The sequence below is a fragment of the Arthrobacter sp. KKT183 genome, from assembly GCF_055657625.1.
The window spans coordinates 504,472-516,850 of the sequence record NZ_CM145770.1 but is presented as its reverse complement, the minus strand read 5'-3'; the positions used below and the strand labels follow the sequence as shown (position 1 = coordinate 516,850).

Below are 12,379 nucleotides of genomic sequence, written 5' to 3'. Positions count from 1 at the left end.
CCATAGCCGCAGGATTGAATCCCTGAGGTCCCTGAAGCTACGGCGAAGGTACTTCGGATTGACAGTGCAAGAGTAAGCCGTTGCCGGGAGGATCCGTCAATCGCCACGCACGACAAAGCCCTCCGCCTGATAGGCAGAGGGCTTTGTCGAGGGAGGGTAAGGGAGATCAGCCGCCAACGCGGATGTAAACACCGCCGGAGCCGAGTTCTGCAGGTGCCACAACGGTCTGGTTGCCATTGAAACCACCGTGAACGGCCTGCCCTCCACCGATGTATACAGCGATGTGGGCTGCGCCCATGCCACCGTCAGCGTAGTAGATGAGATCGCCGGGAATAGCTTCCGCGGCGCTGACCGTGCGGCCGAGGGAGAGATAGCCGGCCGGCCATCCATGGAAGTTGATGCCGGCAGCGGCAAGGGCGTTGCTGGCGAGGCGGGTGCAGTCCTGGATTACTCCGAGCTGACCCTGCGCAGCGGCAGCAATGGTGGCCGCTACACCCGAGGAGACCTGGGGAGCTGCGGGCGCGGGCTTCTCGGCGACAGCAGCCGGTGCAGCAACAGGAGCCGCTGCCTGTATGGCGACAGCGGCCTCCGCTACGACGGCGGGTGCTGCTTCTGCGACTGTAGCTGTCTCCGCCACCGGAGCGGCTTCGATGATCTGGGCCTGCGGCTGCACAACAGGTACAGCCTCGACAACAGGGGCAGCCACAGTGGGCGCCGCCACTGCCTTGACGGCAGCCTTGTTGAAGGAGATTTTGGCATCCGCCGGGGCCTGAATCGGGGCCTTGGCGCCCTGAACCTCAAGCGTGGTGGTGACGGTGTTGCGCTCCGCGGGCAGCTCCACAGCGTTGGCCGCGACTCCGCTGGACAGAACGAGGCCCGAAGCCGCCGCGATGACGGCTGCCTGGCGACCTACACCGCCGGCGTTGTCACTGACTGCGCGGGCAATGGAGGAGAGGTGGGCTGAACGCTGCACTTCGGCGCGGTGGCGCGCTATGGCACGGGTGTTAGAGGTCATGTGTGTGCTCCAGGTATCTGTTCTTAGCTAACGCGGACGAAGCTAGAGCCAGCGAGATCGGACAGGCTGTGCAGCCCGGTATTCATACCGTTCAGGCCACCGCTGATGACCTGGCCGTTACCTACGTAGATGGCAACGTGACCTGCGGAGACAACGAGGTCACCGGGTGCAGGAGTGGAAACGACTGAGCCGAAAGCGAAGAAATCGCTCGGCGCGATGTCCCCGACCGACTTGCCGATTGAGCGCAGTGCCTTCTCAACCATGGCGGTGCAATCCTGGGCAACGCCGATCTGCGAGTAGGCCGAGCCTACGAGCGCTGCGCCGATTCCGCTGGAGGTGGGCGCCTCGACGGGAGCCGGAGCCTCAGCGGCGGGAGCCTTTACCTCAACCTCTGCCTGGGGAGCTGCCGCAACCTCGACGGCGGGCTCAACGACCGGGGCCGGAGCGGCCACAGCTGCTTCATTCTGAACTACTGCTTCAGCCTGCACTGTGACGGCTGGGGCGGGCTCAACAGCCTCGACGACCGGAGCTGCTACAGCTTCAACGGCTGCTCGCTCGAAGGTGACGGTTGCGTCAGCGGCGGCGCTGACGCTGACCGGCTGAGCTGCCACGGCACTGAGGGTCTTGACTGCCTGGGCCGAGCGCTGGGCGTCAGAAGCGCCATGAGCCGGAAGGCCTGCGGTGAGGACGAGTCCGGAAGCAGCGACGATGACTGCTGCCTGGCGTCCTACGGAACCTGCGTTCGAAGACACAGCCCTGGAAATGGCTGCGAGCGAATTTGTATGAGCCGGAACCGCACGATGGCGCCCCAGCGCAGAGCTATTTGACACGTTGAATTGCCTCTCCCTACGCCTGCGAGGTGAGCTGTCGGATTCGGATGGGAGTCACCCGGCCGCGGATCGTCTCAGATCCAGCGACTTAACCCCAAGGACTTCAAGAAGAAGCCCACAATTGGTTCCCCCGCCCCTGCCATGCGATTGTTGCGAACGGAACTCGTACAGTGGCAGAGCTAGGCGATCTGCACGAGTGCCGCCGAACCCCCTGCGATTCGGCACGAGTTAGACGGTACATCAGTTCTCTGGCTATGTCACATTCCGGTCACGGAACGGTGTGTTCATGATTACGACGCGGCCAACCGGCGCGGAAAATGACTCAGAGCCAGCCGAGCGGATCGACGTTTTTGCCGTCGACAAGGACCTCAAAATGCAGGTGGCATCCGGTTGAGGCGCCTGTGGAACCCACGCGTGCTATCGCGTCGCCACGCTCCACAACCTGGCCCACCGCCACGTCCATGGCCGACAGGTGGTTGTAGGTGGTTTCCAGTCCGTTGGCATGCTTGATCACCACACGGTTGCCGCCCCCGTATGCGTGCCAGCCTGCAAACGTGACGGTGCCGGCCGCAGCCGCCAAGACGGAGGTCCCGCAGGCTTCGCTCATGTCCTGTCCGGTGTGGAGTTCCCCTGCACCGGTGATTGGGCTGATCCTGGCTCCGAAAGCGGAGCTCATCACCATACGGTCCAAGGGTGCTGAGAGAGAGCCCTTGGCCTCCGCAGTCACGATGTCTCCACCGGATGCGGAAACGATCTCGGCAAGCTTCGCATCGGGATCGAAGGTGCTGTGCAGTGCCGCGCGGTCAAATGAGACATCCGCACCGGCGGCAGCCTGCACTGGCTGCAGTTCTTCCTGCTCAGCTGCAGCAGCCACGGTTTGCGCTTCAGCGGGCACCACTGCGGCGGTGGTGGGCAGCGCAACCGTGAGCACCATGCCAGAGGCAGCGGCCGCAATGGCAACCTTCTGGCTGAGTCCGGCGAAGGAAACGTCGCGGCGAGTGCTGGCTGCGCGGCGTCGTCGTTCGGTGCGTTGGGCATCACGGGGGCGTAAGGAAACTACCGGGGCTACCGTTCCGGTGCGGGCTTCACGGCGGGGCAGCGGATTATCCGGGCAGGTGGAAACCGGCGCCGGGAAAGCGTTGATTTCAGTGCACACCGGGCTGGACGGCGCTGCTGCTTTGTCCGCAGCCTGACGTGCCAAGCGCTCAGCTCGTTCCCGCCTATGCGCATCGCGTGGCCGCGCTTCAGCGACCGGGGTGCTCGCACGGCGGCGCCCCGAAGCAGTGTTCGACAAGGAGACCCTTTCTCATTTTTTGCCTGCGAAGTTAGCTGTCGGATTCGAGTATGAGAAAACTCGGTTCAGATCCCTGCGGTGTGGCAGCATCCGAACTTCACCCCAAGGCCATGGCATGCCATGACCGGTTGTGGGTCCTCCGCCCCTGTCCATCTGTGTAACACTGCGTTCGCTGACAGGGTTAGGCAGGCGAACCAGGTAACGCTGGAGTATCAGCGCCAGGAACCAACTATAGCCGTGAGCGCCGGAAAGTAATCATTTCGTAACCATGCTGTGGATATCCTTCGGGAATCCAGAGCCTTCCAGGTCCGGCGCCTCAGAACTGCGGCTGAACCGCCACAAAAACATGCGAAGCAACTTCCGGCGGCAACTCCAGCGCACCCTCCACGCCGGGCACCCGAACGGACACGTAGTCTCCCACTGCCTGTAGGGTCATCTGCGCTCCGGGACGCAGACCGCCTTCGTCCAGTTGGGTCAGCAGTTCGGGATCCACCTGAATGGGTTCGGCCAGCCGGACAAGGGTCACAATCGAACCCGCAGTGTAGTTTGCCATCGTGTCCGTAAGCGTGCGCACGCCCAAGGTGAACGCTTCCGACGGGGTACCGCCCAGGGCCTCAAGGCCAGGGATGGGATTGCCGTAGGGTGATTCGGTCGGCTGGCCCAGCAGCTCATACAGGCGCCGCTCAACCCGCTCGCTCATCACGTGTTCCCACCTGCACGCCTCATCGTGGACGTAGGCCCAGTCCAGGCCGATGACATCGGAGAGCAGTCGTTCCGCCAGCCGATGCTTGCGCATCACCTCGGTGGCCCGCCGGCGCCCGAGCTCGGTCAGTTCAAGGTGACGGTCGCCGGTCACCACTACGAGTCCGTCACGTTCCATCCGACCGACAGTCTGCGAGACCGTAGGGCCTGAGTGACGAAGGCGCTCGGCGATCCGGGCACGCAGCGCAACGATGTTTTCTTCCTCAAGTTCAAGGATTGTCCGCAGATACATCTCGGTGGTGTCGATGAGGTCCGTCATTTGCGGGGTTCAGCTCCTTGGCACTGGTGCGGTTTGAGCGTTGATGCAGCGGCTGCCTGCAGTGCCCAACAGATGGGCCGCCGTCGTCATCCCTACGCCCCACAAGGTTAACCCATTTACACAGCGTCACCCGCCCCGCTGATCCGGGCGCATCCGAAGCCGGTCACAATGCATCTGCGCTGAGCGTGCTGGGGCAGAATGGTCTGCGACCCCATCGCAAGCAACCTCCCTGGAGTAACCATGAGCGATCCCGCCGACATCCGCATCCCCGCCGAGCTGCTGCCGCAGGATGGCCGGTTCGGTGCGGGTCCCTCCAGAACGCGCCCCGAGCAGCTGGAAGCGCTGAACCGGGCAGGAACGGCCCTGCTTGGAACCTCACATCGGCAGGCACCGGTCAAGAATCTGGTGGGTTCGGTCCGGGCCGGTTTGATGGACTTCTTCGGCGCCCCGGAAGGCTACGAAGTGATTCTCGGTGTTGGAGGGTCCACTGCTTTTTGGGATGTCGCCTCCTTCGGTCTCGTTGAAGCACGCGCGCAGCATCTCTCCTTTGGTGAGTTCGGATCCAAGTTCGCAGCGGCGACGTCCAAGGCACCATTCCTGGGCGAGTCAACGGTCATCACCTCTGACCCCGGCTCCCGGCCGGTGCCCGTCGCGGAGCCGGGCATCGACTTCTATGCCTGGCCGCAGAACGAAACCTCAACCGGTGTGGCGGCGCCGGTCGAGCGGGTGGCGGGCGCGGATCACGGCGCGCTCATCTGCATCGATGCAACCTCCGCTGCCGGCGGGTTGTCGGTGGACGTCTCAGAGGCTGACGTGTACTACTTTGCTCCGCAGAAGAACTTCGCGTCCGACGGCGGACTCTGGCTTGGCCTCTTTTCCCCCGCTGCACTCGAAAGGGCAGCGGGGATCAAGGCTTCGAAGCGCTGGATCCCGGACTTCCTCGACCTTCAGACGGCGATCGACAACTCACGCCTGAATCAGACCTACAACACACCGGCACTGTCCACGCTTGTGACACTCAATGCTCAGATCGAGTGGCTCAACAGCAACGGCGGGCTGGATTTCGCAGCCGCGCGAACCGCTGATTCCGCCGGCCGCATCTACAGTTGGGCTGAGTCCTCCGCCGTTGCCGCGCCCTTTGTGCAGAACCCGGACCACCGCTCCAACGTCATCGCGACGATCGACTTCGCGGAGACTGTTGACGCTGCCGCCGTAGCCAGGACCCTCCGCGCAAACGGGATTGTCGACGTCGAACCGTACCGGAAGCTGGGCCGCAACCAGTTGCGCATCGCCACCTTCGTGGCAATCGAGCCCGCCGACGTATCGGCGCTGCTGGAATGCATTGACTACGTGGTGGAGCGTTCCTAGCCGTTCCGTTCCGCAGTATTCCGCGCTGTCGCGGCAAGGGTCAGTTTGAGCCGCCGCGGCGAGGGATGGATGAGACGGACCCGCACGTGATGCGACCGCGCTACCCAGGCCAGCCCGGCCACCGCGGCCACGAAGCCCGACGCCGCAGCGACCACCAGTCCCCACCGCGGCCCGTAGGCGTTGGTCACCCAACCGACGATGGGCGCTCCGATAGGCGTCCCGCCCAGGAAGATCGCAAAGTACAGGGCCATGACCCGGCCGCGCATCTCCTGCACGGTTGTGGTCTGAACGTAGGCGTTGGCGCTGGTCATCAGCGTCAGCGCGAAGAGTCCCACTGGAACAAGGGCCAGCCCGAAAAGCCAGACGGACGGTGCCAGCGCAGCCAGCAGGCACGCGAGGCCAAAGGCACCGGCTGCTCCGAAGACGAACCTGAGCCGCGGCCGGTCCCGCCTCGCCGAAAGCAGCGCCCCCGCCACGGAACCCACCGCCATGATCGAGGACAGCGTGCCGAAGACTCCCGCGCCTGTTCCGAACTCAGTGCGTGCCATCGCCGCAATATAGACGGCGAAGTTCAAGCCGAAGGTTCCGACCACGAAAATTGCGAACATCACCATCATGAGATCCGGCCGCTGCTGCACATAGCGGAAACCTGCTCGGATCCTCCCGCGACCGGGCGCCGAGCGGTTGAGTACACGCAGTTCTTTTTGACGGATAGTGACGAGGACGAAGATCATCGCCCCGAACGTCACTGCGTTGATCAGGAAGACCCAGCCGGGCCCTACGGCAACCGTGAGTAAACCCGCAACTGCGGGACCGAACATCCGAGCGCCGTTGAAAGAGGCGCTGTTCAGGGCCACCGCGTTGGGAAGGTAATCATCGCGCACCAGTTCGGAGACGAAGGCCTGGCGCGCGGGAGCGTCAATGGCGGAGACGAAGCCCAGAGCAAGAGCAAACGCGTAAACATGCCACAGCTCCGCCAGGCCGAGCACCACGAGGAGGCCCAGCCCTACGCCGAGCGCCGCCATCGCGGCTTGGGTTCCCATCAATAGCTTGCGGCGATCAACGGAGTCAGCGATCAGCCCGGCCCACGGAGCTATGAAGAGCTGCGGCCCCAACTGCAAGGCCATGACAATACCCATAGCCGCGGCGTCCTGATCGGTGAGGATGTCATAGACAAGCCAGTCCTGGGCTGTGCGCTGCATCCAGGTGCCCACGTTGGAAATCAGGGCGCCGATGAACCAGAGCCGGTAGTTGTGGATATGCAGGGATCGGAACATGCCCATCAGGCAGCCTTCCTTTCCGCGCTCCCCCACACCTCAGGCAACTGGAGATTCGCCTCCAGGGGCGGCCTCGGCGTCAGTCAGCAACGTCAGCCTCCGGAACCCGTGCGGCGTCCTCCGAAGTTGCATCTTCCGGCGTTGCATCTTCCGGAGTTACGGCTTTCGGTGCTGCCGCGTCTTCCTCCGCTGTGTCCTCCGGGCGAACGCGTTCAGACCAGGGCACCCAGTCAGGCGCCAAAAGTGCGTTTTCGGAGGGCAGCAGCCCTACTTCACAGACCGTGGCGTCCTTGCCGCGCGGAACCCGCGCCAGGGTTGCGAACCAGTGCCAGCCCTCGTACCCGGGGACGTGTGCGGCGAAGCGATGCGTCACGAGCCGCTCGGCATCGGGGAAAGCACCGACATGCTCCCCCACCTCATGTTCCCCGGCAACCTCCAGCAGGCCATTCCGCGCGGCGTCCACCGCCGCAGCCAACACAGCGTCAGGCCTGGACGGCTTGCGGACCGGCCTGCGCTTTGCTGCAGGCGCTGCGGGGGCCGCCGTCGCGACGGGCTCCGCCTCAGCTGTTTCCATTGATGCCGGGGTTTCACTCATGCGGGCTAAACGTCCAGATCATCCGCGACCGCGCGCAGCACTGCGGCGACCTTCGCGGAGTGCGACTTGTCCGGGTACCGCCCGCGCCGCAAACCGTTGGACACATCATCCAGCAGCCGGATCAGATCCTCGGTGATCACGGCCATGTCATCAGCGTTCTTGCGCGTTGCCTTGGCAACCGAGGGCGGCACGTCAAGAATGCGTGCGGACAGCGCCTGGAGACCCTTGCGTCCGTCAGCGACTCCGAACTCGAGCCGCGTTCCGACCTTGACTTCAGTCACGCCGGCCGGAAGCGCCGAGGCATGCAGGAACACTTCCTTGCCGTCATCCGTCGCCAGGAAACCGAAACCCTTCTCGGAGTCGAACCATTTGACCTTGCCGATAGGCACGTAATTACCTCGTTCTCGAACTACTTGCGCGCAATCCGTTGGCGCTTCACCAATGGTTACCGAGGGCAACCGGAAGGGTGTCAGTCAGCCGGGGCTGCGCAGGGAAAAAGTCTGCCTTAACAGGATACCCGGCACTGACGGGCGAAATGGGCGATCCGCGTCCTTGTACGCTAGGAGCATCATGTCGCAGAACCCTTCCTCTGTCCCTGCCGCCAACGATGATGGCGGCCGCAACACCCGGCGTGCGCGGCTGGCCCTGCTCATTGCCGCGGTCGGCTTCGCGGTCCTCGGCCTGCTGTCCCTGGTGGCGGTGCTCCTCTCCGCGTGGGCCGGCGCGGAGGCTTGGCCGGGATTTGTTACCGCTGCCTACTTCTTTCTGCCGCTCGGCTTCCTGTTGATGGCTGCCAGCGTGGTTGTCAGCGTTCTTAGGCGCGGGCGCAGCTGAGTTTTCCCTATAGTCGCCGCTGGATTCCCATTTCCTACGGGCGCCCACGCCCAGACATCGGCAGTCATCTCACCGCCGCCCGGTGCGAGTAACGTTAATCCGGTGTCCGCTATCCGTGCTCTTGCCGAGGACCTTGTTTCCCGCAGCGACGCCGAACTCCGAAGGCTGATGTCCGCGCGCCCGGATATTGTCCTGCCGCCGGTGCCGGATTTTGCAGCCCTCGCGGCCCGGGCCTCGACCCGGGTAAGCGTCCAGCGTGCCCTTGAGGGCTTGAATACTCCGCAGCTCATGGTGCTCGAGGCAGTAGTGCTCACCACCAACCTCGACGCGGCCGTCGGTGCCACAGCCACAGGCCTCAAGGCGTCCATATCCTCGATGACGGCGAAGACGCTCGAGCCCTTTCTCGCTCAGCTTCACGAGGTGGCGCTCCTGCGAACCGGCCCCGCGGCCAGGGGCCGCCGCTCCTACTTCCCCCTTGAATCCCTTCACGATGCGCTTGGTCCCTACCCTGCAGGCCTTGGACGTCCGCTGGCCTTGCTGGCCCAGCAGTACCCGGAGTACGCCGCGCGGATGGCGGCCGGACTGGAACTGCTGTCCGCTTCCGGGATTCCTGGTGCAGCGGGTCCGTCCGCATCCGATCCCGCAACTACCCTCGCGGCGATCCTCGACACATCCTGGGACGCTGTGCTGGAGGCGGCTCCCAGCGCAACGGGTGACCTGCTGGAAAAACTCGCGGCCTCTCCGGTGGGCTCGGCAAAGGCAGGCGCATCAAGCACGGCGACGCCCCTTGAGTGGCTTCTTGAGCGCGGACTCCTCATCCGTCTCGACGCCAATCATGTCGAGCTTCCGCGGGAAGTGGGAATTGCGGCACGTGGTGGCATGATTATTCCCTCGCTGCCGGCCTCGCCACCGGTTCCGCAGCTCGCTGCGGTCCGCGCCGGCCTTCGGGACAACGCCGCCTTCGGGGCCATCGCTGAAACGCTCAGGCTCGTCACCGAACTCCTTATCAGCGTGCAGGCGGAGCCAATCGCGACCCTCCGCACCGGAGGTGTGGGCGTTCGGGAGATTCGACGGCTCGCCGATGCCCTGCGGGTGGACCGTGTCCAGGTGGCCTGGCTGCTTGAGCTGGCAGCACTGGGCCGCTTGATAGTGCTGGATCCGGACAGCTCACGCTGGATGGCCGCCCCTGGTGGATCCTGGCACCTCGCCGAACGCCACGAGCAGTGGCTCCGGCTGGTGCAAGCGTGGCTCGACGCTGAGCGCGCTCCTTCCCTGGTGGGCGGGCAGCTGCCCACCGGTAGTACGGTCAATGTGCTGTCTTCGGAGGCAACGCGCACTGACGCGCCGGCGGTCCGCCGTCGTCTGTTGTCAGCCGCGGACGCGCTCTCGGCCGAGACAGAGCACGATGACGGCCGCGCCCCGGTCCTTGACGCACCATCCCTCGTCGAACGCCTCACGTGGCACCAGCCCCGCCTGCGCCGGCGGTTTTCGCGGCTGGTGCCGGGCATGGTCGAGGAGCTGGGCCACCTCGGCCTGCTGGGATCCGGTGCGCTGACCGGGCTGGGCGCGGCGATCGCCCAGGACCGGTTCGACGACGCCGCGGCCACACTTCGCAACGCGCTCCCCGAGCCGCTCACGCACTTCGTGCTGCAGGCGGACCTGACCGCGGTAGCGCCGGGCTACCTTGAGCCGGGTGTGGCGCGCGAGCTGGCGCTGCTGGCATCCGCGGAGGGGCAGGGCCCGGCAACCGTATACAGGTTCTCCGCACAGTCAGTGCGCCGGGCGCTCGACGACGGGCAGGACGCCGTGGCAATCCTGACCTTCCTTGAGAAGCACTCCGCGACAAACGTCCCGCAACCGCTGCGCTATCTGGTGGAAGACACCGCAGCCCGTTACGGCTCCCTGCGCGTTGGTCCCGCATCCAGCTACGTTCGAAGCGACGACGACGCCGCTCTAACGGCCCTGCTCTCTGATCCTGCCGCTGCCTCGCTCGGGCTCGCCCGGCTCGCTCCGACGGTCGTGACGGCCCGGGCCACGCCGGCTGAATTGGCCGCTTCCCTGCGTGAGCTCGGCTATTCGCCCGCCTTGGAGGGCGGCGCGGCACCGCGGGTTACCTTACGGGCGGCAGCCGGCTCCGCGCCGTCGTCGTCCGCGGTACGGACCAACCCCTGGGTACTTACGGAGACAGATCTTGAAGCGCAGATGACGGTGCTGCGGGGCAACGGCCGGCCCGGCACGGGCGGAGGAGCCGAAAGCGAGGCGATGATCGGCCTTGAAACGCTGCGGACTGCGATCCGAACAAAGCAGGCCGTCCGGATGGGCTTTGCGGACAGCGCAGGGAATTCCACCCGTCAGGAGTTTGTTCCACTGTCGGTCCATGCCGGCCGTGTACGGGTCTTCGACCCGGAGAAGGAAACCGAGCGCGTAATTTCCGTGCATCGGATCATGGATGTGGAAACTGTGGAAGGGGCTTCAACGGATGCCTAACGGGCCGCTGATCGTCCAGAGCGACAAGACCATCCTGCTGGAGGTGGATCACGAGCAGGCCACCGAAGCCCGGCATGCCATTGCCGCTTTCGCCGAACTGGAGCGCGCGCCGGAGCATGTGCACAGCTACCGCCTCACTCCCCTTGGGTTGTGGAACGCCCGCGCGGCAGGGCTCGACGCCGAACAGGTGCTGGATACGCTGCTGAAGTACTCCCGTTTCCCGGTGCCGCACGCGCTCCTCGTCGACGTCGAGGAAACAATGTCCCGCTACGGCCGGCTGCGGTTGGAAAAGGATGACCAGCACGGCCTCGTGCTGCGCACCAACGACTACCCCGTGCTCGAGGAAGTCCTGCACGCGAAGAAGATCGAGCCGCTTCTGGGCCCGCGCATTGACGGCGAGACGGTGGTGGTGCACTCGTCCCAGCGCGGGCAGCTGAAGCAGCTCCTGCTCAAACTCGGGTGGCCGGCTGAGGATCTCGCCGGCTATGTTGACGGCACCCCGCACCCCATCATGCTCAACGAAGACGGCTGGGCGCTGCGTCCCTATCAGAAGGTGGCCACGGAGAACTTCTGGGCGGGCGGGTCCGGCGTCGTTGTGCTTCCCTGCGGGGCAGGTAAAACCCTGGTGGGCGCCGCGGCCATGGCGACGAGCTCCACGACCACCCTCATCCTCGTGACGAACACCGTCTCCGCCCGGCAGTGGAAGGACGAACTGCTCAAGCGGACCTCGCTGACCGAGGAAGAGATCGGCGAGTACTCCGGATCCGTCAAGGAGGTCCGGCCGGTCACCATCGCGACCTACCAGGTGCTGACCCTGCGCCGCGGCGGGCTCTACCCGCACCTCGAACTGCTGGACGCCAATGACTGGGGCCTCATTGTGTATGACGAGGTTCACCTGCTGCCCGCCCCGATCTTCCGCATGACCGCTGACCTGCAGGCCCGTCGGCGGCTTGGCCTGACCGCCACCCTGGTTCGTGAGGACGGCCGCGAAGGCGAGGTGTTCTCCCTCATTGGACCGAAGCGCTATGACGCACCGTGGAAGGACATCGAAGCGCAGGGCTACATTGCGCCTGCGGACTGCGTTGAGGTGCGGGTCGACCTCCCGCGCGATGAGAGGGTCGCCTACGCAATGGCGGACGACGGCGACAAATACCGTCTGTGCGCAACCTCCGAGACGAAGACAACAGTCGTGGAGAAGCTGGTCGCCTCGCACAAGGGCGAACAGCTCCTCGTGATCGGGCAGTACATCGATCAACTGGATGAGCTGGGTGAGCGGCTCGATGCTCCCGTCATCAAAGGTGAGACGTCCGTCAAGGAACGCCAGCGCCTGTTCAATGCCTTTCGCTCCGGGGAGCTGCACACCCTCGTGGTTTCCAAGGTCGCTAATTTCTCGATCGACCTTCCGGAAGCGTCAGTGGCAATACAGGTGTCAGGGTCCTTCGGCTCCCGGCAGGAGGAGGCGCAGCGGCTGGGCCGGCTGCTGCGGCCGAAGGGTGACGGTAGGGCAGCGCGGTTCTATACCGTCGTCGCGCGTGACACCATCGACCAGGATTTTGCAGCCAAGCGTCAGCGGTTCCTCGCTGAACAGGGCTACGCCTACACCATCATGGATGCCGCAGACATCCCGCAGACCTGACACCCGACGCGCATACAGCAAG

General features: G+C 64.8%; 11 protein-coding genes and 2 riboswitches. Of the genes, 4 read left to right on the top strand and 7 right to left on the bottom strand.

Translation table 11 applies throughout. The features are described 5' to 3' along the window. Positions 1 to 166 precede the first annotated feature (166 nt). From ACZ2GY_RS02560 to ACZ2GY_RS02545, 4 genes are all read right to left on the bottom strand, one after another. Entirely contained in the window at positions 167 to 1,015 is an 849-nt protein-coding gene (locus ACZ2GY_RS02560) for an NlpC/P60 family protein (protein ID WP_471672894.1), read from the bottom strand. Positions 1,016 to 1,038: 23 nt separating this feature from the next. Then, positions 1,039 to 1,845 (bottom strand): NlpC/P60 family protein, encoded by an 807-nt coding sequence (locus ACZ2GY_RS02555; RefSeq protein ID WP_471672893.1) that lies wholly within the window; start codon positions 1,843 to 1,845, stop codon positions 1,039 to 1,041. 5 nt (positions 1,846 to 1,850) lie between these two features. Beyond that, positions 1,851 to 2,010: riboswitch (cyclic di-AMP (ydaO/yuaA leader) on the bottom strand. A gap of 157 nt (positions 2,011 to 2,167) precedes the next feature. Then, positions 2,168 to 3,046 (bottom strand): M23 family metallopeptidase, encoded by an 879-nt coding sequence (locus tag ACZ2GY_RS02550; RefSeq protein WP_471672892.1) that lies wholly within the window; start codon positions 3,044 to 3,046, stop codon positions 2,168 to 2,170. A gap of 97 nt (positions 3,047 to 3,143) precedes the next feature. After that, positions 3,144 to 3,337, bottom strand: a riboswitch (cyclic di-AMP (ydaO/yuaA leader). Between the two features lie 118 nt (positions 3,338 to 3,455). Beyond that, on the bottom strand, positions 3,456 to 4,160 hold the full coding sequence (locus ACZ2GY_RS02545) for a metal-dependent transcriptional regulator (protein WP_277358934.1): 705 nt from the start codon (positions 4,158 to 4,160) through the stop codon (positions 3,456 to 3,458). Positions 4,161 to 4,400: 240 nt separating this feature from the next. Here ACZ2GY_RS02545 and serC point away from each other — a divergent pair, with 240 nt between their 5' ends. Further along, positions 4,401 to 5,528, top strand: a complete 1,128-nt coding sequence (gene serC / locus ACZ2GY_RS02540) for a phosphoserine transaminase (protein ID WP_471672891.1) — start codon at positions 4,401 to 4,403, stop codon at positions 5,526 to 5,528. Here serC and ACZ2GY_RS02535 read toward each other — a convergent pair. The 3 genes from ACZ2GY_RS02535 to ACZ2GY_RS02525 form a co-directional block, all read right to left on the bottom strand. Continuing rightward, the gene (locus ACZ2GY_RS02535) at positions 5,525 to 6,811 is read right to left on the bottom strand and encodes an MFS transporter (RefSeq protein WP_471672890.1); all 1,287 of its coding nucleotides are present in this window, start codon (positions 6,809 to 6,811) and stop codon (positions 5,525 to 5,527) included. The genes serC and ACZ2GY_RS02535 overlap by 4 nt on opposite strands. A 73-nt stretch (positions 6,812 to 6,884) precedes the next feature. Beyond that, positions 6,885 to 7,400 (bottom strand): DUF3027 domain-containing protein, encoded by a 516-nt coding sequence (locus ACZ2GY_RS02530; protein WP_471672889.1) that lies wholly within the window; start codon positions 7,398 to 7,400, stop codon positions 6,885 to 6,887. A gap of 5 nt (positions 7,401 to 7,405) precedes the next feature. Further along, positions 7,406 to 7,789: a cold-shock protein gene (locus tag ACZ2GY_RS02525; protein ID WP_277358930.1), complete on the bottom strand. Its 384-nt coding sequence runs from the start codon at positions 7,787 to 7,789 to the stop codon at positions 7,406 to 7,408. A gap of 181 nt (positions 7,790 to 7,970) precedes the next feature. On the opposite strand from ACZ2GY_RS02525, the gene ACZ2GY_RS02520 reads away from it, so the two are divergent. The 3 genes from ACZ2GY_RS02520 (at position 7,971) to ACZ2GY_RS02510 (ending at position 12,357) form a co-directional block, all read left to right on the top strand. After that, the gene (locus ACZ2GY_RS02520; protein ID WP_471672888.1) at positions 7,971 to 8,234 is read left to right on the top strand and encodes a hypothetical protein; all 264 of its coding nucleotides are present in this window, start codon (positions 7,971 to 7,973) and stop codon (positions 8,232 to 8,234) included. Positions 8,235 to 8,336: 102 nt separating this feature from the next. Next, positions 8,337 to 10,721 carry a helicase-associated domain-containing protein gene (locus tag ACZ2GY_RS02515; RefSeq protein ID WP_471672887.1) on the top strand — a complete coding sequence of 795 codons (2,385 nt, stop codon included), beginning with the start codon at positions 8,337 to 8,339 and terminating at the stop codon, positions 10,719 to 10,721. Further along, a complete protein-coding gene (locus tag ACZ2GY_RS02510) occupies positions 10,714 to 12,357 on the top strand; it encodes a DNA repair helicase XPB (RefSeq protein WP_056550003.1) in 1,644 nt (547 codons plus the stop codon). The genes ACZ2GY_RS02515 and ACZ2GY_RS02510 overlap by 8 nt, the downstream gene beginning before the upstream one ends. Positions 12,358 to 12,379 lie beyond the last annotated feature (22 nt).

Bases quoted from the DNA above. Each gene is read 5' to 3' on its own strand.
- ACZ2GY_RS02560 (WP_471672894.1), bottom strand. From the start codon at position 1,015: ATGACCTCTAACACCCGTGCCATAGCGCGCCACCGCGCCGAAGTGCAG.
- ACZ2GY_RS02545 (WP_277358934.1), bottom strand. From the start codon at position 4,160: ATGACGGACCTCATCGACACCACCGAGATGTATCTGCGGACAATCCTT.
- serC (WP_471672891.1), top strand. From the start codon at position 4,401: ATGAGCGATCCCGCCGACATCCGCATCCCCGCCGAGCTGCTGCCGCAG.
- ACZ2GY_RS02535 (WP_471672890.1), bottom strand. From the start codon at position 6,811: ATGGGCATGTTCCGATCCCTGCATATCCACAACTACCGGCTCTGGTTC.
- ACZ2GY_RS02530 (WP_471672889.1), bottom strand. From the start codon at position 7,400: ATGAGTGAAACCCCGGCATCAATGGAAACAGCTGAGGCGGAGCCCGTC.
- ACZ2GY_RS02520 (WP_471672888.1), top strand. From the start codon at position 7,971: ATGTCGCAGAACCCTTCCTCTGTCCCTGCCGCCAACGATGATGGCGGC.
- ACZ2GY_RS02510 (WP_056550003.1), top strand. From the start codon at position 10,714: ATGCCTAACGGGCCGCTGATCGTCCAGAGCGACAAGACCATCCTGCTG.